Below are 24,449 nucleotides of genomic sequence, written 5' to 3'. Positions count from 1 at the left end.
ATGCGCTTGGCCGAATCGGGACGCTGCCAGAGCTGCCCAACCCAGGCCGCATGAGTGCTGCGGGCGAGATAATTGCCGTTGGCGAAGCCCTCGAAGAGGCTCGCACAGGCCGATCGCACAGAGCGAGAATTGTGCTATAGTCTTACTGTGCTTGGAACTTGAGGCATAATCGATCTGTCCGGTTGAGGGACGCTCAGAAATATTTCAAAATATTTTTGCCCTACCCCTAGACTTGTGCTGAGATCTGATGCTATAGTTACAAAAGATATGGCGAGTGTAGCCAAGTGGTTAAGGCAGTGGTTTGTGGTACCACCATTCGTGGGTTCAATTCCCATCATTCGCCCTTTTGATTCTAAACAGTTTAATTCGATCGCCTCCGGGTGGGCTTCAGCAAACCTTAATCTTTGGGATTTAGCCGTTCTGTCGGTATCATTTGTGTCCACTTAACGTTAAAAGTAGTATAGGTCTGCTGTTTGACAGTTAGGTCTAGATCCCCCCTAACCCCCCTTAATAAGGGGGGGACAAGAGCGTGATCAAAGTCAACCCCTACTCCCCTTATTAAGGGGGATTTAGGGGGATCTAGACTCAGCAAAAAGCCAGATTTATCAGGGGTTGCAGGCTCTAGTTGACACCAATGTGTCGGCACAAGTTCCGGTGTGCTAATCTTAAATCCAATCTAAAATCTAAAATCTAAAATCAAAATATGCCGTCTTTAGTAGCAGAAGATTGGGGATATAAATTTAGTGGCGATCGCACAATTAATAAGTTTATTCGGGATATAGAAGGAGAAGCGGCTTTAGGGAAATATTGCGATTGGGAATGCAGAGAGCGTGCGGAAATTCTGATGTCTGAGATTGCCGGCAAATCCCACAGTCTTTTCTACGTGCGCCGCCAAAAGGTAAATGAGAGATTTTCGGAAGAAGAAATCTGGGAATTGCTGCTTGCTACGGATGGAGATGATTTTGAATTACCCCAATTTTTGCAAAAAGCTGATCGCACTTTGCGGTTGTTAGCAACTGTACGCTGTGAAGACGGAAGTGGCGGTTTAAAACTGCTGGATGCTGGTTTGGTGGCGGTTCCCAGAGGGAGGAAAGATGGGTATGCTTTGCCGGTTCAGTTGCGACTTTTGGCTAACAGTCGATCGCCAATTCCTGTAAAGTCGATCGCCCGCGTCCAACAAATGCCATTTTGGGACGACAGACACATACCAACGACCGAACAACTAAAAGTTTGGCATACTTTTTTAAATGTGGAAAAACGCATTGCGGAAGCGCGTCAATTTTGCGTGCCTTTTCGCGGTCATAATTACGGTTCCGGCTTTAAAATCGTCACTTTTGAAATTGAACGTAATTCCGCAACTCTTGACGGCTATGAGGAAAATTCCTTAGAATTGGGCGACTTTCGCGAAAGGCTGAAAAAAGCCAGAAATGAAGAAATTATCCTGTTTGATTCGCCGCCCGGAAGCAGAAGCAGCCGCGATGGAGAGACATTAGGCAGCATCGCCGAAATAGAGTTTGAAAAGGGTAAATTACGCATTAAATTAGATGTTGATTTAGGCGATCGCATGGCGGGCGGCAGATATCAAATGCCCAAACAAGGATTCTTGTATTTTGAGGCGGCGGGCGATATCAGTCAGATCGAACGCAAGAAAAAAGCTTTAAAAATGCTGACAGACGGTCGCGCTCAAAATCCCTATTTGAGTGAGTTTTTATTCGACTCTTCTCAGGCGCGAATGCCCGAAAAACTGATTAAATTGGATCGGGAAAACTTATTAAATCGCAATGCTAATGAGGATCAACTTGCTGCCGTAGAAACGGTGCTTTCGGCGCGGGATTTAATTTTGATTCAAGGCCCGCCGGGAACGGGCAAAACGACTGTGATTGCGGAGATTTGCTATCAAATTGCCCGTCAGGGCGGCAAAACGCTGATTGCTTCGCAAGCAAATTTGGCTGTAGATAATGCTTTGAGTCGGTTAGTTCACAACCCGGCGATTCGGGCTTTGCGGAAGGGAAAAGCTCATAAGGTGCAGGAAGAAGGGCAGCCGTTTTTGGAGGAAAATGCGATCGGCACTTGGCTGCAAAATACGGCGACTGACTGCGAAGAAAAGCTCTCGCAGCGCCTGACTAATATCAAATCTTTGCGGCAGTTGCTGGCAGAATCAGAGCGATTTACCGCCTACTGTGCCGCAGAGAGAGATTTTTTTAATGGACTAAAACACCTGCACGACAGTAAAGCAAATCTTGAGGAAAAGTGCAGCCAGCAAGCAGCAGAGTATGAACAGATTTTAACCGAAAAAATGGAGATTGAACCTCTAGTTAGTGGGTTAGAAAATCTGCTGGATGCGCCTAATGTCAACTGGGAATCTCCAGAAATTGCCGAGTTTATGCCCCGACTAAAACCCTATTCCGAAGGCAATGTTTTAGTAGAAAACTTTATGGCAAATGTTCGGATTGCCGCTAGCAATGCTATTCAAATAGGCTTCGATCGCCCTGCTTGCGGCGCGTTTGGGATTGCGGTTTGGTTGCAGGAAACAGTAGCAGCGCAAATATCGGAATTTAAGACGGCATTCGATCGCGCTGATGATGTTTGTCACGCTATGTCGGCGGTTGCGGAATCGTTGCGGGTGTCGCGGCAGATGTCTGAGGCTGTGAATCAACTCGAATTGGGCGATCGGCAAAATCAGACACACCGCCACAATCTCGAACAGAAAATCAAGAATTTGGAACTGCGAAAAGCGGAAATTGCAGCCGTTGTTGTAGCCGTTGCACAATGGATTGAGACGGCAGATACGGGGCTCTATGAAGTTGTGAAAACTTGCTGGGAAACGGGCGCAATCCTGACGGATGATATGGTAGAATTGCCCGCAGGATTGCTGAAAATTGCCCGATCGCTCAAATTGCCGATCGTGCCGCCCAAATGCAAAATCAATTTGCCCGATTTGGATCGGTTGCAAAAGGCGGTAGCCCACGAAGAAAGCGCAGGTTTTAAGGATATACAAGGGCAACAGTTCCGGTTTAGCGAGTTTTTGCACCTAAATTTGAGTCAAACGCCGATCGTGCTCTCTGCGGGCGATCGTACACAGTGGCAACAACTCGCCAAAGACTTCGCCAGCTACTCCCAAGTCAGCCAAAGTCAGCGCAAATTTATCATCGAAAAAGCTCGCACTTTCTTAGGTAGCATTCAACAATTTTATAGTGAATCCTTGCAGCCAAATAATATCCAGGCTACCTTCGATCGCCTAGTCAAAGAATTGCTGCACAGTATCCTCGCAAATGCGCGTCAGTGCGTGGTTCCTCTGAAAACCGAAACCGAACAGCAGCTTATCAAACAGCAACAGTTATTAGATAAAATCGGTCAAACCTTAAACCAGCAGCAAATATCCGCCGCTAAACTTCAGGTAGAAACAGCCCAGCAAGAGGCTAACTTAAAAATTAGCGAAGTTACTAATTTGTTGCAAGCAATTGTCCAACAGCCAAATGTACCTGAAAAGTTGCGGATTTTAGCCGAACAATATCTCGCCCAAAAATCAAATATTTGGGAGCAACCGCAGCATTTTGTCAAGCAAGTTGAGACTTGGAAAGCAAGCGCGCTTCAGCTTGAAAAATCCATTGCTGACTTAGAACCTTTTGGGGTTTTGGAGACTATCAAAAAGAGTCTTGACGAGCATTTATCCCCGCTGCAAATTGCGGCTGCAACTTCGCAGCAGCAACTCGCCGAACTTCAAGCCGAGTTGAGCGAAATTAACGCTCAACTGCAACAGCAACAACCAACCGCAGCATTACTTGTTGAGAGAAATTGGTGGGAGTCAGCATGGCAAACTATCCCGACTCAATACCAGCCAGAAGTTCCGAATACAGGATTATTCAGCGGAGCTTTTTTAAGCAAAATTAAGCGTCTCTTCAAAACTTGGCAGCGGAAATTAGAACAAGAAGAAATCGCCCTAAATCGCTCTCAAAACTTTGTGACAGATTGGATTCAAAAACTCCGCAATCCATCAGAAAAAGACCGCAACGATTTAAAGCAAATTTATATTGACAATGCCAACGTTATCGGCATTACTTGCGTGCAAGCTGCTAGTTTCGATTTTACTAAAAACTTTCCCAGCTTTGATGCAGTCATCATTGACGAAGTTAGCAAATGCACTCCGCCAGAGTTGTTAATCCCCGCTTTGAAGGGCAGAAAGTTAGTATTAGTGGGCGATCACAGGCAATTGCCGCCGATGTTTAATCAAAGTACGATCGACGATATTGCCGAAGACATCGGCTGTACCGGAGACGAACTTAGCTTTATCAAAGAATCGCTGTTCAAAGTTTTGTTTGAAAATGCCAGCGACAGCATCAAAAAAATGCTGACAACTCAGTATCGAATGCACCCACAAATCATGGGCGCAATCAATCAGTTTTACCAGCAAAAACTCAACTGTGGTATCCAGGAAGCTGACACCAAACGCGCCCACAACCTCGCAGGTAGAATCATTCAAGAAAATAATCACATTCTGTGGGTGAAAACGCCGATAGGACAAGGGTTTGAAGAGGAAAAACAGGGTACTTCGCGGTTGAATGTTAAGGAGATTGATGCGATCGAGCGTTTGTGCGAACAAATGGAGACAGCTTGGCGGCCCAAAGTTGCCGACGGCGAACCACCGAAAGAAATCGGAATTATCACTTTTTATGCTGCTCAATTAAATGCAATTAAAGACAGAATCGAAGGGGAAAGATTCCCTGCTTTGAGCATCCGCACCGGTACGGTTGACATATTTCAAGGCATGGAAAGACCTGTAATTATTGTCAGCACAGTGTGCAATAATGTTAGGGGCGATATTGGATTTGCGAAGGAACCTGAACGGGTGAATGTGGCATTTTCCCGCGCTCAAGAATTGCTGATTGTTGTCGGCTGCCACGATTTATTTACCCAACAAACAGGTACAGTGGGAAAAATGTATCAGGAAGTTTCAAAAACGGTGCGTCACTGCGGAGGTTTTGTAGATGTCTCTAGCGTCCTCAACTAAACCAATAGACTCGAATTTAAGTTCGCTAGCCGAACAAATTGAGCAACAAAATCCGGGTTTGTCAGTGTTGGCGGCGCGTCAATTCCGCTTTGCAATCCGGCAAACTCCGCTGGAGGTGGCGATTAGCGAACCGCGCGAGTTTAACGTGTTGGAAGAGTTTATTTTGCGGGCGGGCGTTGAGTTTGAACCTGCGCCAACTTTGAAGGAATTGGCGGATTTGCTGGGGTTGGACGAGATTTTTGTGAAGACTACGGCGGCGACTCTGGTTAGTTTGGAAAGCTTGGAGGTGGCGGAAAATGGGCAAATTGCGATCGCCCTGCAAGGCAGGGATTTTTTCGAGAAAGGTGCGGTTAGTCGATCGCAAATTCAATCAATTTATGCCATTTCCGATCCGCTGAATCAAACTCTTACCTTTAAATTCGATGCTTTAGCGACAGAATCGGTCAACTTGCCCGATTTAGCAGATTTAGTATCGCTCGAACATAAAATTAGCGACCTTGCGAATTTAAGTCTAGCAGAAATCCAGCCGTTAATTCAAGCTTCCGGTTTAGGAATTCACGTCCCCGAAAACGGCAAAATTGTCTCTGCTTGCGATGTCGTAGGCGACGATTTAGATATTTGGCAAACAGTCTCGATTTTTGTGTTGCTAGATGCGATCGAAAATAAAACTACTATTCAAGCCAGACAGGGAAAGCAAATATTAGAAACCGCATCAAACTTGCTAAACGAACTTGAATCGCAACAAAAACTTTCCTTGAACGACTTATGTAAATTAACAGAAGATGTCATCTTGCAAGAACAAGAAATTATCCCCGTCCCGAAAAATCCTAAAAAGCCATCTAAGAAGAAACCAAAGAAAACGGTATGATAAGCACTACACTCCTGATCAACTTAAAAATTAAAACTATATAGAAAATTAGGATGGTACCGATTGACAATCTACCGCGATTTTGGTATAATTAATACTTGTTTGCAATCGCGCTGAGAATTTGTCTGTGTCTGCCAAAGATACCTTCCACGAATCCGTAAAACGGGCCCTTCAAAAAGAACAGTGGGTGATTACTGCAGATCCACTAAGGTTTAAGTTTGGCAATGTTAAATTTCAGGTTGATTTGGGAGCAGAAAGGTTAGTCGCAGCGGAGCGAGGAGGGGAGAAAATTGCAGTCGAAATCAAAAGCTTCCTCAATCCTTCTGTAATTACAGACTTTTATGCTGCATTGGGACAATTTCTCAGTTATCGGCTAGGGCTGGCATCTGTTGAACCTAATCGGAAATTATACTTGGCAGTACCAATTGACGTGTATAGAACATTTTTTCAGTCTGAGTTTACTCAAGCTGCAGTACAACAGTATCAGGTATTGCTAATCGTATACGATGCAACAAATGAGGTAATTGTACAATGGACAAACTAGCTCAATATCGTCAGTACGTTCAGACATTAATGAGCCGTTATGCCGAAGATGATGTTTCAGATGATGAAGTCGAAGTGCAACTAATCTTAGACACAGAGCGAGATCATTATCAGTGGATGAATGTCGGCTGGGAACACTTAACCCGGATTTATCAAACCTTCATTCACATTGACATCAAAGATGGAAAAATCTGGCTTCAACAAAATTTGACCGAGGAAAATCCTGCGGAGGAATTAGTTGCAATGGGAGTACCGAGAGAGGATATTATTTTGGGATTGCAACCCCCATACAAACGACCGTATACTGATTACGGTGTAGCGTAAAATGTCAAGCTAAAAAAAACAGAATACTCAGATACCCGACTTCGCCAAAGTTGTCGGGTATCTACTTCGCCCTACTGAGCCTTGACGCATTTCAGCATCCGCAAAGTAGCCGCCGCGTAATTGCGCTTTGCAGAATCATTCGGAGCAAACCGAGTCCATTTCCTTAATAGCGGCAGCAACAGAACAATAAGAAGACATTTGAGTAATAATAGAAGCAGCCCAATAATTCTGAATGTCTGAAAAAGTTTTAGACGGCTCTTTAGCAACTAAATTCGGCTGCATTCCCGCCGACAAACCGAATTCCGCCGCTCGACGGCGCACCGCCATCTATTCAGCGCAAGTGACGGGCTGGGTAGGTTTAAAAGTTCCATCTTGATAGTAGCTAACTATCTTGTTGTCCCGCGCCAATAGAACTTTTCCCGCACTCCAGCGGGAAATATCAACTTCGCTAAATGGACGGATAGAAATATGGCTAGGAAATGTGATATTAGCGCCTTGTATTCATTTCCAAGATTCCCAAACTAAAGATACCAATGGCTCTCTGGTAACAGCAAGTTGCGGCCGCAAAGCATTATTTTGAGAAAACCGGGCTACGAACCCAAGGCCCACAGCTTCTTTAATTTCCCAAGCATAGATATCATCGGTAGCTATCTCCGAATTGTAGAAGGGTCAGTATTGCCTACGGTATTTCCACCGGTATTTCCACGGGTATTTCCTGCGGTATTGGCTGGGGTATTGGCTGGGGTATTGGCTGGGGTATTGGCTGGGGTATTGGCTGGGGTATTGGCTGGGGTATTGGTATTGGTATTGGCTGCGGTATTGCTTCGGTATTGCCTCCGGTATTGCCTCCGGTATTGCCAATTTCTTCCGGTGCGGGTTGATTGGTAGTGAAATAAAAGTGACCTAATGTGCGACCTTGGTAAGCCCTTTTACTCAAGCGCCAAGCAGGATCGAGAGTGACTTTCATGAATTCGTTAGCATCGCCATTTGTGCGACCGATAATCACAGATTTACCTTGGTAATCTACCGGAGTTCCAATTAGTAGAACATCGCCATCAACACTTTCCAAAGTCAGGGCGTATTTTAATGCTAAATCGGTGCCTGCCATGCGAATTGAAAAGCCGTTGCTGTCTGTTGCGCGGCCACAAATACCGGTGAAATCAAAACTAACTAATAATGGATCGACTTTCACGGGATTAGAGCCACTTTCGCTCCAGCATTGTCGCGTGTTAGATACCTGTTCTACAATTAGCAATTGGTAGCCGCCGGAAGGTCGGGGTTGGGCGATGACAATTACTCGGTCTTGGTTAATGTCGGTTTCGTCAAAAGTAAATGCTTTAGCCGAACCGATCGCGCCAAGTGTTAAAATTGCTGAACCTGCCAGTGCTGCCACTGTTCGTACAAGTGAATGTTTCATGATTTTTCCCTATTGGCTCCTTATTGTGATGAGACTTATCTAGAATATAAAAAATTCGCCCTCTTCCAACAACAAGATAGAATTTTACCACCTCTTGTTCCGGTGGTACCAAGTGCGATCGATCGCCGATCGTCACCTTGGTTCGTAGTGAGAACTAAAGTCCGAGCGAATTTTATGAGGGCTTTAGTCCTCACTACAAAGTTATAACCGTTATTTTACCGAGGAACTTGATAAGCTGTTGGGCATCTAAATTGTATTTTCCGGGCGGGCTGGACGCCCACTCCACAAGAATTTGATGGGACTTGACAGTAAAATTTAGATGAGCCTGGGCTGATTACTTGCGGGAAACGATCGCACTATTGGGCAAAAAAACGGTGCGTTAACCAAGTGTAACGCACCCTAAAACAAACATTCAAAAAGCGCCTTTCCTGTCTAGCGGAACATACTGCTAACAGAACTATCTTCGTGAATCCGCCAAATAGTTTCTCCCAGCAAATTGGCTACCGACAGCACCGTCAACTGCTCAAAACGGTTCTCTTCCGGCACAGGAATTGTATTCGTAACAATTACCTCTTCCAAAACCCCGCTAGACAAACGCTCGATCGCCGGAGGCGAAAACACCGCATGAGTAGCACAAGCATAAACCTGCCTCGCACCCTCCCGGCGCAACAATCTCGCACCTTCAGAAATCGTGCCGGCAGTATCGATCATGTCGTCCACCAACACGGCAGTTTTGCCATCGACATCACCGATAAGGTTCATCACTTCGGCGACGTTGTGAGCTTGGCGGCGCTTGTCAATAATTGCCAGGGGAGCATCACCAAGCTTTTTGGCAAAAGCTCTCGCCCTAGCGACTCCGCCAACATCCGGCGAAACCACAACAATATCGGTCAACTGCTTGCTCGCCAGATAATCCAAAAGCACCGGCGAACCGTAAACGTGATCGAAAGGAATGTCAAAATAACCTTGAATCTGAGCCGAGTGCAAATCCATCGCCAAAATGCGACCGGCCCCAGCTTCCGTAATCAAATTAGCCACTAATTTTGCAGTAATCGACTCTCTTCCGGCCGTTTTGCGGTCAGCCCTAGCATATCCGTAATAGGGAATGACAGCAGTAATTTGTCTAGCCGAAGCGCGGCGACAAGCATCGATCATAATTAACAATTCCATGAGGCGATCGTTTACCGGACAGCAAGTTGGCTGAATCAAGTAAACATCGCAACCCCGAATCGATTCTTGAATTTGAACGTAGAGTTCCCCATCAGCAAACCGCTTGCGAACCATCGGCCCCAAATCAATCCCCAGATAGCGAGCCACCTCTTGGGCGAGGGGAATATTAGCAGAACCGGAGAACAGCCGCAGACGGTCATGAGCGGAAACCGGCGGCTCGGGAAGCGGAAGCGGTAAAGTAGCAGAACGGATCACAGCAGGCCTCTTGCAGGACGTTTATTCCATCGCTATCTTACCATCTGAAACTAGAAATATTCAGCCAATTTTTTAATACATTTAACATTCAGGGCGACCACAAGAGTTAAGTTAGGCGAATTGAATAGGACTTGCAGAAATATGTCCTAGAAACCTGGTTTCTAGCTCACTTTCGGCACCTTCAACGGTCACAATCGGTTTTTACTTATTTTTATCCAGCAATAAAACTATGAATTATACTTAAATACCGTACATTGGCGGATAAAAAAGTTTTTAAAGGCATAATTTATTACTGTAAAAATAGAGTCTTCTGCGTAATTATGCTGAGTAACACCCCAGGGTGCGGAATGTGGGATCTAGCGATCTCTGTACAGGCAGAAGTACGATCGCACTTCTGCCCCTGCGTCTAAAAGTTCTAGCGTGAGTCAATTTGGGGCTGAGGCTGCAACTGCAGCCACCCCAAATTCAGTCGGAAGCCGAAGGCATCCGGGTTCAATGCGATAAAAATGCCACCAACAGGCAATAAACTTGAAAAATACTGTAAAAAAAGTTAAGAATCGGAAGCATACTTCAGATTTTTGATATCGGGCAAAGCAAGGTAGAAATCGATGAGCTTAAGAGAACGCATTGACGCAGAAATCAAAGCAGCCATGAAGTCCAAGGACAAAGTTCGCTTGGAAACAGTTCGCGGCATCAAGAAATTTATTCTCGAAAAAGAAGTCAGCCTCCGTCCTTCCGGCCAAGACACGCTGACAGAAGCTCAAGAAATGGAAATTTTGATGCAAATAGCCAAACAGCGCCGGGATTCGATCGAACAATACCGCAAAGGTGGCCGCGAAGATTTAGTGGCACAAGAGGAGGCGGAGTTAGCAATTGTTGAAGAGTATTTGCCGGCGCAGATGTCAGACGAAGAGGTGAGTCAAGTTGTTGACGAAGTGATTGCTTCGGTTGGCGCTACTTCTGCAAAAGATATGGGCAAGGTGATGGGCAAGGCAATGCAGCAGCTTAAGGGCAAAGCAGACGGTAACAGAATTCAAGACATGGTGAAAGCAAAGCTTAGTCAGTAGTCAGTAGTCAGTAGTCAGTAGTCAGTAGTCAGTAGACATCTCCCATAAATAATCTCAAGCTTTATAGAGATGTATGGCTTAGGCCGGGGGGCGACAATTTATTAGGGCTAAGGCCAAAAAACCCGGTTTCTACGAAAAATCGTGCATTTCTCCCTTGAGATATTGACGCAGAAACCGGGTTTTTGATCGGATATGCAGGTGGCAACCTCTGTGTTTTCGTGAAAAAACCCGGTTTCTGACCATCATTGCGTCCAAGAATGTCAAAAAAATGTAAAATACTAACTTTGGTCGGGACTGGGGACTACAGAGAGTGAAGTCTGCTCAAGAGCATGAAAGACCTAGCATTACTAAGTCTGTGAGCGATCGTCTATTTTTTAACAGTTTCTACTTAAACTTATGCAGCCACCTATTGCTATTGGAACTCTCCTACAAAACCGCTACCGCTTGGTGAATATTTTAGGTCAAGGAGGATTTGGCCGGACTTATTTAGTAGAAGATTTGGGACGGTTTCAAGAACGCTGCGCCCTGAAGGAATTGATTCCGGTGCAAAGCGGGCCTTACGTTTTGGAAAAATCGAAGGAATTGTTTCAAAGAGAGGCGGCAATACTTTACCAAATTGGGCATCCACAAATTCCCCAGTTTCGGGCAATATTTGAAGAGAACCAGCGTTTGTTTTTAGTGCAGGATTACGTGGAAGGGATGACTTACCGCGAACTGTTGCTCGATCGAACTTCAAATGGTCGCAGCTTCACCGAAGCCGAAGTCTTGGTATTCATTCGGCAAATGCTGCCGGTACTGGCTCACATCCACGCCCGCGGCATCATCCACCGCGACATCTCCCCAGAAAATATAATTCGGCGGGAAAACGACCAGTTGCCGGTGCTGATTGACTTTGGAGTGGTGAAGGAACTAGCCACCAAAGTCCAGTCTCCCGAAGGAACAGCCCACGCGACAACAGTCGGTAAAATCGGCTACGCGCCGATGGAACAGTTGCAAAGCGGGCGGGCAACAGCCAGCAGCGACCTCTACGCTTTAGCCGTAACGGCGATCGTCCTGCTGACAGGCAAAGAACCGCAGGAATTGCTCGATCAAACAACGCTGCAGTGGAATTGGCAGCAACAAGCGCAGGTGAGCACAGGTTTGGCTTTGGTTCTCAATAGGATGTTGAGTCGGTCTCCGGGCGATCGATATCAATCTGTAAGCGAAGTCGCCCAAGCACTCGACGCCCAAACTAATCCTAAACCTAGCCAGCCAACTGTACCGCCCGCGCCGCCAGCAGTGGTGCCGACAAACCCTTCGCTAATAGCAACGGTGGCCGTGGGCAGGCCGCCAGAGCCCGCCGCCCAGAGTTCCCACCCGCAAAACCAGCCAGATCCGTTAATTGAGCCTGTTGGCGGCTCTTTTTGGGACAATCCCATTGCTGCGATCGGTCTGCTGGCGGGCTTAGTAATCTTGACGGGCTTCGGTTCCTGGGCTTTAGTCGGCTCATTTCTCAACAATTCGCGCCCCAAACCCACTCCGACACCGCCAGCACTCATAAATCCGACGCCGACACTAACTCCCATACCAAACCCGCTACCTTTGCCAAGCCCAACCCCGCAACCTTTGCCAAGCCCAAGCCCAGAACCTTTGCCAGAACCAAGCCTAGAACCTTTGCCGGAACCAACCCTAGAACCTTTGCCGGAACCGAACCCAGAACCTTTGCCGGAACCGAACCCAGAACCTTTGCCGGAACCAAGCCCAGAACCTTTGCCGGAACCAAGCCCAGAACCAAGCCCAGCGCCAACTCCGGCACCAAAACCGACGCCAGCGCCGACTCCCGCGCCCAAACCGACGCCCAAACCGACGCCCGCACCAACTCCCGCACCCAAACCAACACCCGCGCCGTCGCCAACACCAGTGCCAACACCCGCGCCAACACCCGCACCAACACCGGAACCGGCCCCAACTCCCGCACCGTCGCCGGAACCGGAACCAACACCCGCACCATCGCCGGAACCGGAACCAACTCCTGCACCGTCACCGGAACCGGAACCGGAACCAGCGCCGGAACCGGAACCAGCACCAACACCCGCACCATCGCCAGAACTCTAAACTTCTGGCAAAATTCCCCTAGACTGAGGTTGATGCCAATTAATTGTTAGCTATTTGCCAATGAACTCGCTGCTAATTGCTGGAACTGATACCGACGCGGGCAAAACTGTTTTGACCAGCGCTCTGGCTGCTTATTGGCAAATGTATTTTCCCGATCGCAGTTTGGGAATTATGAAACTCATGCAAACAGGAACGGGCGATCGCGAACTCTACACCCGTTTGTTTGCCCTCGACCAATCCCCCGAAGAACTCAATCCGCTGCACTTTGATGCGCCTCTAGCACCACCGATTGCTGCGGAATTGGAGGGGAGACGTATCGAACTCGAAAAGGTCTGGACGGCGTGGCAAAGCCTCTCTGAGCGCAAGGATTTTGTGTTGGTGGAAGCTTTGGGAGGGCTGGGCTCGCCTGTAACGCGGGAACTGACGGTGGCCGATATTGCCAGGGATTGGCGGCTGAGGGGGGTTTTGGTAGTACCTGTGAGGTTGGGGGCGATCGGGCAAGCTGTGGCGAATGTTGCTCTCGCCAGACACACTGGTTTTAAGCTGAGAGGAATTGTGCTTAATTGCGTTAAAGCTTATTCTGAACAAGAAATTGCTGATTTAGCGCCCGTTGATTTGATCCAGTCGCTGACTCAAATACCTGTGTTGGGTATTTTGCCGCATTTAGATGACCCGACTGACCTTGCTAAATTAGCTAAAGTTGCTTCAGATTTAGATTTAGAGCGGTTGCTACCTGGGGTTAATTTAGTTCCTCAGACTTCTAAATAACCCTATTCTAAACACCTCTCTTTCTGATTCTTCTCTTCCTCTGCGTACTCTGCGGCCTCTGTGGTTAAAAACTAAGATTTTATTTTAACCGCAGAGAGCGCAGAGAGCGCAGAGAAAGAGAAGAGAGAGTTTCACAAATTGTTATAAGGAGAATGAAAAATGGTTTCTACTTTACCGAATTTAACTTCTGTAGATTTATCTCAATTGCGGCTGGAAATTAGAAATTTGCAGCCTCAGCTAGTCGAATGGCGTCGCCTTTTGCATCAAAGGCCGGAGTTGAGTTTTGATGAAAATTTAACGGCGCAGTTTATCTCACAAAAGTTGCAGGAATGGGGAATAGATCATGAAACTAATATTGCTAAAACTGGTATTGTCGCAACTATAGACAGCGGCAAACCGGGGCGGGTTTTGGCAATTCGGGCGGATATGGATGCTTTGCCTATTCAAGAAGAAAATGAGGTGGATTATCGATCGCAGCATGATGGAATTATGCACGCTTGCGGCCACGACGGCCACACTGCGATCGCCCTCGGTACTGTTTGTTATCTTGCCAAGCACAAACACAGCTTTTCGGGTAAAGTAAAATTTATCTTTCAGCCCGCCGAAGAAGGGCCCGGAGGCGCAAAACCGATGATTGAAGCGGGAGTTTTGAAGAATCCTGATGTTGATGCGATCGTCGGCTTGCATTTGTGGAACAATCTACCTTTGGGGACTGTAGGCGTCCGCAGCGGCGCTTTGATGGCGGCTGTCGAAGTTTTTGACTGCACGATTTTTGGCAAAGGTGGACACGGCGCAATGCCACATCAGACTGTGGACTCGATCGTCGTTACAGCCCAAATTGTCAGCGCTTTGCAGGCAATTGTCGCGCGGAACATTGACCCGATCGACTCAGCGGTAGTAACTGTCGGCAAATTCCACGCAGGCCACACCCACAACGTCATTGCCGACACCGCTCAAATCGGTGGCACGGTGCGCTATTTCAATCCTGCATATCAAGGTTATTTTGCAAAGCGAATCGAGCAAGTAATCGCCGGAATTTGTCAGAGTCACGGGGCAAATTACCAATTAGATTATTGTGCGCTTTACCCGCCAGTTATTAATGATTCGAGAATAGCTGAATTGGTGCGCGGCGTAGCAGAATCGGTTGTTGAAACTCCGGCGGGAATAGTGCCAGAATGTCAAACAATGGGCGGCGAGGATATGTCGTTCTTTTTGCAAGAAGTCCCCGGTTGTTATTTCTTTTTAGGTTCGGCAAATCCAGAGAAAAACTTGGCTTACCCGCACCATCACCCGCGCTTTGATTTTGATGAAACTGCGCTGGGGATGGGTGTAGAAATGTTTGTGCGGTGTGTGGAAAAGTTTTGTGCGAATCAATGAAAGATTGTGTCATTTGGTGGGGGCGGGTTTATGAGATTATTGATTTTAGGCAATGATAGTTTGTAAAACCCGCCCCTACAGCAATCATATCTATTTAATTCGATCTCTTGCACCCGCCGTCAAAAAACTGTAGGGGCGGGTTCACCAAAAGATTTAAAGAATGTAGACAGCTTAAATAAACCCGCCCCCACCCCACGCGAGAGTCTTTTTACCGAGTTTGAAAGATATTCTGCACCATTTTCTTATCTACACTTGCCGCCGCCTTATCCAATTCGGCAATCTCCCCGGAGTCTAATTCCCAGCCCAAAGCACCAATATTATCCCTCGCCTGTGTCGCAGATTTCGCCCCCGGAATCGGAATAGTTTCTTTGCAGATGCACCAGTTGATTGCTACCTGCGAAACAGTTTTGTTTCTGAATGTCGCTATTTCTCGCAAACATTCCAAAAGCGATCGCATTCCCGGAAGTAGCTGCTTGCACGCCAAACCTCGGATACCTTTAGGAAGAGAGCCGTTTTCGGAATATTTACCCGTCAGCAACCCCAAGGCTAGAGGACTGTAAGCAATCAATTTTATCCCCAATTCATCGCATACATCTTTTAATCCGAGTTCTGTTACCGGATAGGTGGAAAGTAGCGAATATTGCACTTGTAAAGTAACAATAGGAATTTGGCGATCGCTAAATCTTTGATGCACCCATTTCAGCCGTTTCGGCCCGTAATTAGACAAGCCCACTCCCTTGACCAATCCTTGCTCATAAAGGTCAGCCAAACCATCTAAAAGAGCCCCCTCTTGCCAAGGAGCGTAATTAGCTGTAGACCAGTGCATTTGCACCAAATCTACATTTTTTCCGAGGCGCGCAGCAGAGGCTTTGCAAGCCGATATCATTGATTGTCGCGTCAGCCTCCAAGGATAAGCCGCCAGTTTTGTCGCAATACAAATACTGTCTTTATTTACACCTTGATATTGTTGAGAAAACTGCCCCAAAAGCTGCTCGCTGCGTCCGTTTAATTTCCCTGTTCCGTAAGAGTCGCCGGTATCGAATAAAGTGACACCGCTGCTGACACAAAGATTGAAAACGGCTTGCAATTCCTCGTCCATACTTTCATTGTAGCCCCAGAGCAATCTGTTGCCCCAAGCCCAAGTGCCGCAGCCCATTTTTGGCAGTAAAATTGTTTGCTTTGTTTGCATTTTTATTGATGGTAGTTGTTGGTAATACGGATATTCTATAGGAATATAACTCGGTATCGACTAGCCCCCAGTAGAGCTGTTTCATTCTGCCACGGGCCGCCAGGGACTCAAGTCCCTGTCTAATAGCATAAGTCGGTTAAAACTCACATCTTGCAGCAATATCAATAAGAGGATTTTTCGTGGGGTCGGGCGGGTTTATAGAACCTATTTGCAAGCTTTAAGGCTGTTGGCGAACCCGCCCCTACGGCTAATTGAGAATGGTGCAACATCTCAGTTAAAACCGACTGAAATAGTAATCTCAATTTTGAAAATTAGAGTTACACATATATTCGGCGCTAACTCTATACAAAAACAGCTTTGATAGAATTGCTCAAGTGTTCTAAAGACGAATTTCGCTATGAGACAGGGGTTTAAACCCCTGTCGGACTGTTGGACTAATGTCACACCCTACAAAATTACGAATGGCTGATGACTCTTTAAATCTTGTACGTGGTTGGGGAGGGCGAAGGTGGGCTGTTTTTGGTAGGTTGCTCTGGCTTAGCTTTGGGGTCTGGTTTGGGTGGCGCAGGCGGAGGGAAAGTCGCCGCGCGTCTGGGTATTTGTAGCGCTGTTCGGAATGCAGAAGACGGGAAGAAAGCACTAAATTGAGAAAGTCGAACTGCGAGGGGTTCTGGCGCATATTCCCACAAGCTTTCGTAGTAGAAGAAAGCGGCGCCTAAGCCGTATTCTTGGACTGCTTGCACCTGAGATTTAATTTGCTGAATCGGTACTGGGTTATTTCTCAAACCAGTCATAATCCCAACTCCGGTGGGAATTTTTTGCTGCGCTTCTTGCATTTCTGGACGGTTAAGCTTGTCTACAAATGATTCTAGATTGGAACGGTAGACTTGCACGATTAGCTCGTCGGCAATATCCAAACGCACCCAAGTCAGCCAATCTTGCAGGTGATGTTTGTAAGCAAACTCGTAGTAATTGGGAGAAATTGAGAAAATTGCATTGGGTTTGACTGCTTTGACGGCTTGATTTAGCTGCGACATAAAAGCGGTAATTTTATTGGTTCGCCATTGCACCCATGCTGGGTTTTGAAAATCTTTGGGCGGAGCTTTTTTTGTTTCTTTGGTATACAAAGCAACTGTGTACTCATCGTATCCAAATTCCGACGGCAAACTCATGTGATCGTCAAATTGAATGCCGTCGGCGTTGTATTGAGTGGTGATTTCTAGTACGAGTTCGGTAATGAATTGCTGAACTTCTGGATGAAAGGGATTGAGCCAAACTACTTCGCCACCTGCACCGATTGATGTTTGGCTGCCGTCCTGTTTTTGTGTCAGCCAATCGGGATGATTTAAGGCTAATTCTGAGGTGGGAGGAGCCATGAAACCAAACTCAAACCAAGGAATTACTAGCAGGCCTTGGCGGTGAGATTGAGCGATTAAATCGGCGATCATATCTTGTCCCTCTAACCCTCTGTAAACAAAGGGTTGAATATCTCTTTGCTGCGCTACATTGCTGGGATACATTGCATAGCCAGAATTCCAGACAACGGGATAGATTGTGTTGAAATTTAACCGTTTTAGTTTGCTGACAGCATCTCCTAGTTTGCGACGATCTCTGAGGATGTCTTTGTCGTTTGTCGTCATCCAAACGCCGCGAATTTCCTGGCGGGGTTGCTGGGCGATCGCCGGAATGAAGTTGTTCGCCAGCAATACTATAATGAATGAGAGGGCAAACAGAAGCGGGAAAAGAGTTTTAATCGATCGCTGCCAACTGCGGGGAATGATGCGTAATGTCATAGTTTTGAATGGTGAGTTAGCTATTGAAACACACCCCGGCATAATTTGGTGATAAAATTTGCTCGCTCTACAGTCTACAGCCATTTGCGCTGAATGTGGAATCGGTTCACTGAAATGGGTGAATTGATGTTATGCGATCGCAATTGAGCTAAGTATAATCTCTGAGACAGAGGGTAAGTGACAGCATTCTGTCTAACTGCTGGGAAATCAATTACGCACTGCAACCTTTCCTTACCGGACAGTGCGGCCAAGGAGTATGAGTGCTGTACAATATCGGTGCTGGAACATTTCGATCGAACATCTGTAATTGTGAAACATTTAGTGTTAATTGGCGGCGGTCACAGCCATGCTATCGTATTAAAAATGTTCGGTATCAAACCGCTGCCGGGAGTGCGTTTGACTCTGATTAGCGACGTGCTGCACGCGCCTTATTCGGGGATGCTGCCGGGACACGTTGCCGGGTTTTACGATTATGATGAATGTCACATCGATTTGCGATCGCTCGCTGAATTTGCCGGGTGTCAAATATTGGTCGATCGGGCGATCGCGATCGACTTTAACAAAAATTTAGTTATTTGTCAAACTCGCCCTCCGGTTAATTTTGATTTGCTTTCTGTGGATATCGGCAGCACTCCTGCGACTTTATCTGTACCGGGTGCCGCAGAATATGCAATTGCAGCTAAACCCGTACCGGAGTTTTTAGCTAGCTGGAATCAGTTAATTTCCGAAAGGCTAAACCATCCCGATAAACCGCTGCGGATCGCTATTGTCGGTGGCGGTGCCGGCGGCGTAGAATTAGCATTAAATATGCAATCTCGATTGGGGAAGGAAGAAGGGTTCGGCAACGGATTGTGTAACGGATTGAACGGATGGATATTAAGGTACAGCGCAAGACGTAAGAGAGAAAAGGGAAGGGGGAAGAAAGAAGAAGAACTAGAAATTCATTTGTTTCACAGCGGTGCTGAATTGATGCAGGGACACAATCAGCGGGTGCGCCGCCGCCTTAAAGAAATTCTGATTAGTCGTGGCGTTAAAGTGCATTTGCAGGAAAAAGTCTGTGCTGTAAAAAAGATTGAGAGAGAAACCAATCTTCAATTCCCTACCGATTACCAAATTTCTTGTAAATCAGGTTTTGAATTAGAGTGCGAGATCATTTTTTGGGTGACACAAGCATCGGCAGCCCCTTGGATAAGAGAATCCGGTTTAGCAGCCGACTCAAACGGCTTTATGCAAGTAAACGATTGCCTGCAATCAGTCTCTCACCCCAACGTATTTGGGGCTGGCGATATCGCTGCGATGGTTAATTATCCCCGTCCCAAAGCAGGCGTGTTTGCCGTGCGTCAGGGCAAACCGCTGTTTGAAAATTTGCAGCAGTTTTTATTGGAAAAACCGCTGAAACCCTTTGCACCGCAGGAACAATATTTAGGCTTAATTGGTACTGGAAATAAAAGGGCGATCGCATCTCGCGGCAATTTCATGTGGGAATCATGGTTATTGTGGTATTGGAAAGATTGGATCGATCGCCAATTTATGCAACAATTTAGCAATCTGCCCAAAACAGGCGATACCAAATAGCAATACATTCAGAAGATGCTCACATTTTATCCGCTCTCATCTTCTCTTCTCTTCCTCTGCGTCCTCTGCGGTTAATAAAAAAAGTGTTATTCAAAAACGCTTTAAAATTGTTATAGTAATATCAGAAGTAAAGAAAACTAACTATGTTCAGAAAAATTGGATTTGGGCTGCTTTGGATTGCATTTATCACCTACGCCTTTGTATTTTCACCACCCGACAGTCCAGAAAAAACTATCACACTAATTACCAATATTTCCACAGGCAAAATAGCCGACATCAACCCTTTAATTGTAGCGTTATTCAACCTCATGGGAGTCTGGCCGCTCATCTACAGTTGCGTCTTATTTGCTGACGGCAGGGGGCAGAAAATACCTGCATGGCTATTTGCCACTTTATCCTTTGGCGTCGGCGCCGTTGCCTTGCTGCCTTATTTAGCCCTGCGCGAACCGAATCCTGAATTTTCCGGTCATAAAAATATCTTTTTAAAGATATTAGACTCCCGTTTTACTGCCATTGTCCTAACATTGGGTGCTGCTGCTTTAGTTTCTTTTGGGTTGACAAAAGGCGATTGGTATGATTTTATGATACAGTGGCAAACCAACCGTTTTATCCACGTAATGAGTTTAGATTTTTGTATGCTTTGCCTACTATTTCCTGCCTTATTAGGAGACGATATGGTGCGCCGAGGAATGCAAAACTCTACAGCATTTTGGGCAGTAACATTAGTACCGCTGTTCGGGCCGTTGGCTTATCTGTGTACGCGCAAACCGCTGCCGGAAACTAATACTAAAACTGTTACAAATTAGACAGCAGTGCAGGGAATTCTCAGTTTAATGTAGGAATCAATCACAAGTAATCAGACAAGAAACAGGCAAGATGCCTGTTCCACAATAAGTAAGTTTTATTGTGGGGAGTAGGGGTTGGGCTTCTAGCCCGCCCATGAAACACTGATTACAAATAGTGCCAAATCTGAGTATTAATGTAAATAATTATCTCCCAGTCTCTAGCAAATGAAAAAATTTCCGATTGTTGGCATCACAACATCTAACCGCTGTTCAGCAGGCGAATATCGCTTAAATGGAACTTATATTGATGCAGTTCAGGCGGCTGGTGGAATCCCGATTTTACTGCCGCCCAATCAATTAGATCCGGCTAGTATTTTTGATGCAGTAGATGGTTTGATTTTTTCCGGGGGCGGAGATATAAACCCAGAACTTTACGGCGGTTATGTCGATCGCACAGTTTACTCGGTTAATGCAGAACGCGACAATTTTGAATTAAGCTTAGCAAAGCTAGCTTTGAAAGCTGACATACCTGTGTTGGGGATTTGCCGGGGAATGCAAATGTTGAACGTAGCCAGCGGTGGCAGTTTGGTGATTCACGTACCGGATGCTTACGGAGATGAGGTTAATCATGGATCGGGAATTCCCCCGCGTGCGATCGAGCATACCATTGAAATTGAGCCAAACAGTCGCCTAGCAAAAATTATGGGAAAAACTTCAACAACAGTTGTTTCCTGGCATCATCAAGCAGTGAGGAAGGTAACATCCGATTGGCGAATTGTAGCCGATGCACCTGACACTTTGGTAGAAGCAATGGAACACTGCTATCACCCTTGGATGATAGCAATTCAATGGCACCCGGAAATGTCGCCAAACTGTTCCTTCAACTCTGGAATTTTTAGGGCTTTCGTAGAAGCAGCCGCTTCAAAATTTATGAATTATACCAAGTCAGCTTCAAAATTGTCGGCGTGAATTTTGCACATTTAGTATCTCATACCAAATCCGGCTTAAATATTCTCTTCCTCTTTTAGTCTGCGAAGGCAGACTTCGTTTGACAAGGAGCGGTTTCAACCGCCTACTCTTGATAGTCAGTATCTATTTCAATATCCAGGGTATCTTCATCTATTCTGACATACAGAACATTCGGGCGACAGCAAACCTGACAATCTTCGATATAAGATTGTTCCATACCACCGCTGATATCAACAAAAGTTGTACTCGGTTCGCCGCAGAAAGCACAATAATATTCAGCCGTTGTTTGCATCTTTCTCGCATTCTCTTTTTGTGACTTCGTGGCGGTAGCGAAACATATCTGTTAACCGCATTTCCACCCACCAACCTAACAACAAATCGACAATCGGGCCGCCCGGTATCGAAAATACGATCGCATCTGTCAATCTAGTCTTGCCATTTTCTGAGGTAAACTCGTGTCGGTGAGTCCAACTTGCCATCGGCCCCTCAGTTTGTTCATCAACAAACAAGCGATATTGTTCGCACTGAGTGTGAGTCGCCACCCATTTTACAGGAATCGGCCCCAATAACAGGCGAAATTCTGATACAGCACCCACATCGAGTCCCCCTTCGCGGCGAATGATTTTCACCGGTTGCCAAGGCGGAGTCAAAAGTTGCAGAATGTCGGGCCTTTCGTGAAAATTCCAGACTGCTTCAACGGTGGCATTAATCAGCGACGAATATTTAAAATTGGGCATTGTATCGTTGGGCTAGACAGTTAAGTGCGATCGGGTTTCAGCATTTGCAGTATTATCCTCTGTATCAGTACAAACAGCAACTGTTAGTTTCAATCCCAAAGCATTCAGCCAAGTTCCCAGATTGTAAATCGCATCATTTCCTTGCTGCGATAGCAATTCATCCAGTTTTTTTAAGTGCAATTCATATTCTTCTGGAGTCATTTTTGGTTGACCTAGAGCTTCAGCTACATCGCCCAGAGATCGTTTCAGCAATGCTTCGTCAGGTTCTTCGCCTTCATCTAATTCAAAATGAGTTTCGAGATAGACTGCCGCATAACTGGGGTTTTTTAGCCGTGCCATCAAAAAGTCATGATACGGTAAACTTTTAGGCATTTTTTTAACTCCTATAATCTGTCCAGTATTCTATTGCTTGGCGAATGTCTCGGTCTTGAGTGCTTTTATCTCCTCCGCACAGAAGAAGTATAATTGTTGTGCCTACTTGCCCAAAATAGATTCGGAAACCAGGGCCATAGTCTATCCTTAATTCAAAGACTCCCTTTCCAACTGATTGACAATCTCCCAAATTCCCCAAAATAACTCGGTTAAGTCTTTTATTGATAATTGTTGAAATTTTGCTATCTCGGAGCGAATCATACCAGTTATCAAACGGCACTTGACCGTCTGAGGCAACATAACGTTGAATTTCCCTGGGTTGGACTTCTGCCATAATTGTATTATAGTATGTCGCTCCTCATCTGATCTTGAACAGGTTGCCAAGGCGGAGTCAAAAGTTGCAGAATGTCGGGCCTTTCGTGAAAGTTCCAGACTGCTTCAACGGTGGCATTAATCAGAGATGAATATTTAAAATTGGGCATTTTCTAGATTAAGTTAAACAGTTATTTCCGATCGCGTTTCAGCATTTGCAGTATTATCCTCTGTATCAGTACAAACAGCAACACTTAGTTTCAATCCCAAAACATTCAGCCAAGTTCCCAGATTATAAATCGCATCATTTCCTTGCTGCGACAGCAATTCATCCAGTTTTTTTAAGTGCACTTCATATTGTTCGGGAGACATCTGCTGTTTGCCAAGAGCTTCTGCTACATTGCTAAGTACCATTTTTAGCAGTTCTGCCTCCGGGTTTTCTTCTTCAAAAAAAGCCTCTAGATACATAGCACAATCTATTGGCTTTTTGAGAGATTCTATTAGAAAGGGATGGTAAGGTAAACTTTTAGGCATTATCTTCACTCCTGTAATCAGTCCAGTATTTGATAGCTTGCTGTATGTCTCGGTCTTGAGTGCTTTTATCCCCGCCTATTAAAAGCAGGATAATAGTTGTGCCGACTTGTCCGAAATAGATTCGGTATCCAGGGCCATAATCTATTTTTAATTCATAGACTCCTTCTCCAACAAATCGATAATCTCCGAGATTGCCGATTTGAACTCTGTCTAATCTCAACCTAATTCTAGCTTTAGCTTTGCCATCTCGGAGAACATTAAACCATTCCTCGAAAGGCACTCTGTTGTCTGGCGTAGTATAACGCTGAATTTCTTTCGGTTGGACTTCTGCCATAGTTGTATTAGAGTATGTCGCTCCTCATATTATCTTGAACCGGTTGCCAAGGCGGAGTCAAAAGTTGCAGAATATCCGGGTTTTCGTGAAGTTCCATACAACTTCAACGGTGGCCTTAATCAGCGACGAATATTTAAAATTGGGCATTTTCTAGATTAAGTTAAACAGTTATTTCCGATCGCGTTTCAGCATTTGCAGTATTATCCTCTGTATCAGTACAAACAGCAACTGTTAGTTTCAATCCCAAAGCATTCAGCCAAGTTCCCAGATTGTAAATCGCATCATTTCCTTGCTGCGAAAGCAATTCATCCAGTTTTTTTAAGTGCAATTCATATTGTTCAGGAGTCATTTTTGGTTGACCGAGAGCTTCTGCTACATCGCTGAGAGCTCGTTTTAGCAGTTCAGGTTCCGGCTCTTCCTCCTCTAATGTCGCCGTTATATAGGCTGCTGCTAGTTCGGGCTTTTTTCTGAGAGATTCAATCAAAAATGGATGATAAGGTAGGCTTTTAGGCATTGTCTTAACTCCTATAATCTGTCCAGTATTCTTTAGCTTGGCGGATATCTCTGTCTTGAGTGCTTTTATCGCCTCCGCAGATGAGAATCACAATTGTCATTCCTATTTGTCCAAAATAGATTCGGTAGCCAGGCCCATAATTGATTTTGAGTTCGCATACGCCTTCCCCCACGGAGCGATAGTCTCCTAAATTACCATCAGCAATTCGGTTAAGCCTAGATATAATCTTGGCTTGAGCATTGATATCTCTCAGCGAATCAAACCACTGATCGAAAGGCACTTTGTTGTCTGGCGTAGTATAACGCTGAATTTCTTTCGGTTGGACTTCGGGCATAATTATATTATAGTGCGTCACTCAGCCCTGTATACTCAGGGCTATTTCGTTCTAGACAGTAGGCAGGGTTTAGGTTTAGAGTTTAGAAGTCGGATTCACCCTAACTTATG

At 45.8% G+C, this 24,449-nt stretch carries 24 protein-coding genes, 1 tRNA gene and 2 pseudogenes; 13 read left to right on the top strand and 14 right to left on the bottom strand.

Annotated elements, in window-relative coordinates; all coding sequences use genetic code 11:
- The first annotated feature begins 270 nt into the window (after window positions 1–270).
- The 6 genes from QUB44_RS05980 to QUB44_RS05955 all read left to right on the top strand — a co-directional run bounded on the left by QUB44_RS05980 (window position 271) and on the right by QUB44_RS05955 (window position 7,119).
- Window positions 271–343, top strand: a tRNA-His gene (locus QUB44_RS05980).
- Between the two features lie 360 nt (window positions 344–703).
- Window positions 704–5,008, top strand: a complete 4,305-nt coding sequence (locus QUB44_RS05975; protein ID WP_333364328.1) for an AAA domain-containing protein — start codon at window positions 704–706, stop codon at window positions 5,006–5,008.
- Window positions 4,986–5,876, top strand: a complete 891-nt coding sequence (locus QUB44_RS05970; protein ID WP_333364325.1) for a hypothetical protein — start codon at window positions 4,986–4,988, stop codon at window positions 5,874–5,876. The genes QUB44_RS05975 and QUB44_RS05970 overlap by 23 nt, the downstream gene beginning before the upstream one ends.
- 127 nt (window positions 5,877–6,003) lie before the next feature.
- A complete protein-coding gene (locus QUB44_RS05965; protein WP_333364322.1) occupies window positions 6,004–6,420 on the top strand; it encodes a XisH family protein in 417 nt (138 codons plus the stop codon).
- Window positions 6,408–6,743 carry a XisI protein gene (locus QUB44_RS05960; RefSeq protein ID WP_333145711.1) on the top strand — a complete coding sequence of 112 codons (336 nt, stop codon included), beginning with the start codon at window positions 6,408–6,410 and terminating at the stop codon, window positions 6,741–6,743. Before QUB44_RS05965 ends, QUB44_RS05960 begins: the two co-directional genes overlap by 13 nt.
- A gap of 232 nt (window positions 6,744–6,975) precedes the next feature.
- Window positions 6,976–7,119: a hypothetical protein gene (locus tag QUB44_RS05955; protein ID WP_333364319.1), complete on the top strand. Its 144-nt coding sequence runs from the start codon at window positions 6,976–6,978 to the stop codon at window positions 7,117–7,119.
- Window positions 7,120–7,422: 303 nt separating this feature from the next.
- On the opposite strand, the gene QUB44_RS05950 is transcribed toward QUB44_RS05955, so the two are convergent.
- Window positions 7,423–8,160, bottom strand: a complete 738-nt coding sequence (locus tag QUB44_RS05950) for a DUF3747 domain-containing protein (protein WP_333364316.1) — start codon at window positions 8,158–8,160, stop codon at window positions 7,423–7,425.
- Between the two features lie 432 nt (window positions 8,161–8,592).
- Entirely contained in the window at window positions 8,593–9,585 is a 993-nt protein-coding gene (locus QUB44_RS05945) for a ribose-phosphate pyrophosphokinase (RefSeq protein ID WP_333364313.1), read from the bottom strand.
- A gap of 608 nt (window positions 9,586–10,193) precedes the next feature.
- Between QUB44_RS05945 and QUB44_RS05940 the strand changes: the two genes are divergently transcribed.
- The 4 genes from QUB44_RS05940 (at window position 10,194) to QUB44_RS05925 (ending at window position 14,891) form a co-directional block, all read left to right on the top strand.
- Window positions 10,194–10,652, top strand: a complete 459-nt coding sequence (locus QUB44_RS05940; RefSeq protein WP_333223560.1) for a GatB/YqeY domain-containing protein — start codon at window positions 10,194–10,196, stop codon at window positions 10,650–10,652.
- Between the two features lie 396 nt (window positions 10,653–11,048).
- Window positions 11,049–12,746: a serine/threonine-protein kinase gene (locus tag QUB44_RS05935; RefSeq protein WP_333364310.1), complete on the top strand. Its 1,698-nt coding sequence runs from the start codon at window positions 11,049–11,051 to the stop codon at window positions 12,744–12,746.
- Between the two features lie 60 nt (window positions 12,747–12,806).
- Window positions 12,807–13,514, top strand: coding sequence for a dethiobiotin synthase (bioD, locus tag QUB44_RS05930; RefSeq protein ID WP_333364307.1), 708 nt, complete (start codon window positions 12,807–12,809; stop codon window positions 13,512–13,514).
- A 159-nt stretch (window positions 13,515–13,673) separates the two neighbouring features.
- Window positions 13,674–14,891 carry a M20 family metallopeptidase gene (locus QUB44_RS05925; protein ID WP_333364303.1) on the top strand — a complete coding sequence of 406 codons (1,218 nt, stop codon included), beginning with the start codon at window positions 13,674–13,676 and terminating at the stop codon, window positions 14,889–14,891.
- A 208-nt stretch (window positions 14,892–15,099) separates the two neighbouring features.
- On the opposite strand, the gene QUB44_RS05920 is transcribed toward QUB44_RS05925, so the two are convergent.
- Both QUB44_RS05920 and QUB44_RS05915 read right to left on the bottom strand, forming a co-directional pair.
- Window positions 15,100–16,080: an aldo/keto reductase gene (locus QUB44_RS05920; RefSeq protein WP_333364300.1), complete on the bottom strand. Its 981-nt coding sequence runs from the start codon at window positions 16,078–16,080 to the stop codon at window positions 15,100–15,102.
- A gap of 476 nt (window positions 16,081–16,556) precedes the next feature.
- Window positions 16,557–17,957, bottom strand: a complete 1,401-nt coding sequence (locus QUB44_RS05915; protein ID WP_333364298.1) for a glycoside hydrolase family 10 protein — start codon at window positions 17,955–17,957, stop codon at window positions 16,557–16,559.
- A gap of 225 nt (window positions 17,958–18,182) precedes the next feature.
- Between QUB44_RS05915 and QUB44_RS05910 the strand changes: the two genes are divergently transcribed.
- The 3 genes from QUB44_RS05910 (at window position 18,183) to QUB44_RS05900 (ending at window position 21,202) form a co-directional block, all read left to right on the top strand.
- Complete coding sequence (locus QUB44_RS05910; RefSeq protein WP_333364559.1) at window positions 18,183–19,448, top strand: FAD-dependent oxidoreductase; 1,266 nt, start codon at window positions 18,183–18,185, stop codon at window positions 19,446–19,448.
- Window positions 19,449–19,591: 143 nt separating this feature from the next.
- The gene (locus QUB44_RS05905) at window positions 19,592–20,254 is read left to right on the top strand and encodes a DUF2834 domain-containing protein (RefSeq protein WP_333364295.1); all 663 of its coding nucleotides are present in this window, start codon (window positions 19,592–19,594) and stop codon (window positions 20,252–20,254) included.
- A gap of 204 nt (window positions 20,255–20,458) precedes the next feature.
- Window positions 20,459–21,202: a gamma-glutamyl-gamma-aminobutyrate hydrolase family protein gene (locus QUB44_RS05900; RefSeq protein ID WP_333364292.1), complete on the top strand. Its 744-nt coding sequence runs from the start codon at window positions 20,459–20,461 to the stop codon at window positions 21,200–21,202.
- A gap of 103 nt (window positions 21,203–21,305) precedes the next feature.
- Here the strand turns inward: QUB44_RS05900 and QUB44_RS05895 are convergent, their stop codons facing one another.
- From QUB44_RS05895 to QUB44_RS05850, 10 genes and pseudogenes are all read right to left on the bottom strand, one after another.
- A complete protein-coding gene (locus QUB44_RS05895) occupies window positions 21,306–21,494 on the bottom strand; it encodes a CPXCG motif-containing cysteine-rich protein (protein WP_006635525.1) in 189 nt (62 codons plus the stop codon).
- Window positions 21,478–21,939: an SRPBCC family protein gene (locus QUB44_RS05890; protein WP_333364289.1), complete on the bottom strand. Its 462-nt coding sequence runs from the start codon at window positions 21,937–21,939 to the stop codon at window positions 21,478–21,480. Before QUB44_RS05890 ends, QUB44_RS05895 begins: the two co-directional genes overlap by 17 nt.
- 12 nt (window positions 21,940–21,951) lie before the next feature.
- Window positions 21,952–22,311, bottom strand: coding sequence for a transcriptional regulator (locus QUB44_RS05885; protein ID WP_333364287.1), 360 nt, complete (start codon window positions 22,309–22,311; stop codon window positions 21,952–21,954).
- Between the two features lie 4 nt (window positions 22,312–22,315).
- Window positions 22,316–22,645 (bottom strand): type II toxin-antitoxin system RelE/ParE family toxin, encoded by a 330-nt coding sequence (locus tag QUB44_RS05880; RefSeq protein WP_333364284.1) that lies wholly within the window; start codon window positions 22,643–22,645, stop codon window positions 22,316–22,318.
- A gap of 34 nt (window positions 22,646–22,679) precedes the next feature.
- A pseudogene (locus tag QUB44_RS05875) lies at window positions 22,680–22,793 on the bottom strand (SRPBCC family protein); the annotation flags it as partial.
- 13 nt (window positions 22,794–22,806) lie between these two features.
- The gene (locus tag QUB44_RS05870; protein ID WP_333364281.1) at window positions 22,807–23,157 is read right to left on the bottom strand and encodes a transcriptional regulator; all 351 of its coding nucleotides are present in this window, start codon (window positions 23,155–23,157) and stop codon (window positions 22,807–22,809) included.
- Window positions 23,150–23,491 carry a type II toxin-antitoxin system RelE/ParE family toxin gene (locus QUB44_RS05865; RefSeq protein ID WP_333364278.1) on the bottom strand — a complete coding sequence of 114 codons (342 nt, stop codon included), beginning with the start codon at window positions 23,489–23,491 and terminating at the stop codon, window positions 23,150–23,152. Before QUB44_RS05865 ends, QUB44_RS05870 begins: the two co-directional genes overlap by 8 nt.
- Before the next feature lie 34 nt (window positions 23,492–23,525).
- Window positions 23,526–23,638, bottom strand: a pseudogene (locus tag QUB44_RS05860) (SRPBCC family protein); the annotation flags it as partial.
- Window positions 23,639–23,651: 13 nt separating this feature from the next.
- Window positions 23,652–24,005, bottom strand: a complete 354-nt coding sequence (locus QUB44_RS05855; RefSeq protein ID WP_333364275.1) for a transcriptional regulator — start codon at window positions 24,003–24,005, stop codon at window positions 23,652–23,654.
- Between the two features lie 4 nt (window positions 24,006–24,009).
- On the bottom strand, window positions 24,010–24,339 hold the full coding sequence (locus QUB44_RS05850) for a type II toxin-antitoxin system RelE/ParE family toxin (protein ID WP_172189571.1): 330 nt from the start codon (window positions 24,337–24,339) through the stop codon (window positions 24,010–24,012).
- Window positions 24,340–24,449: the final 110 nt, after the last annotated feature.

It is taken from the genome of Microcoleus sp. AT3-D2 (genome assembly GCF_036705715.1).
Lineage (GTDB): Bacteria > Cyanobacteriota > Cyanobacteriia > Cyanobacteriales > Microcoleaceae > Microcoleus.
This window is presented reverse-complemented; position numbering and strand designations above follow the sequence as displayed.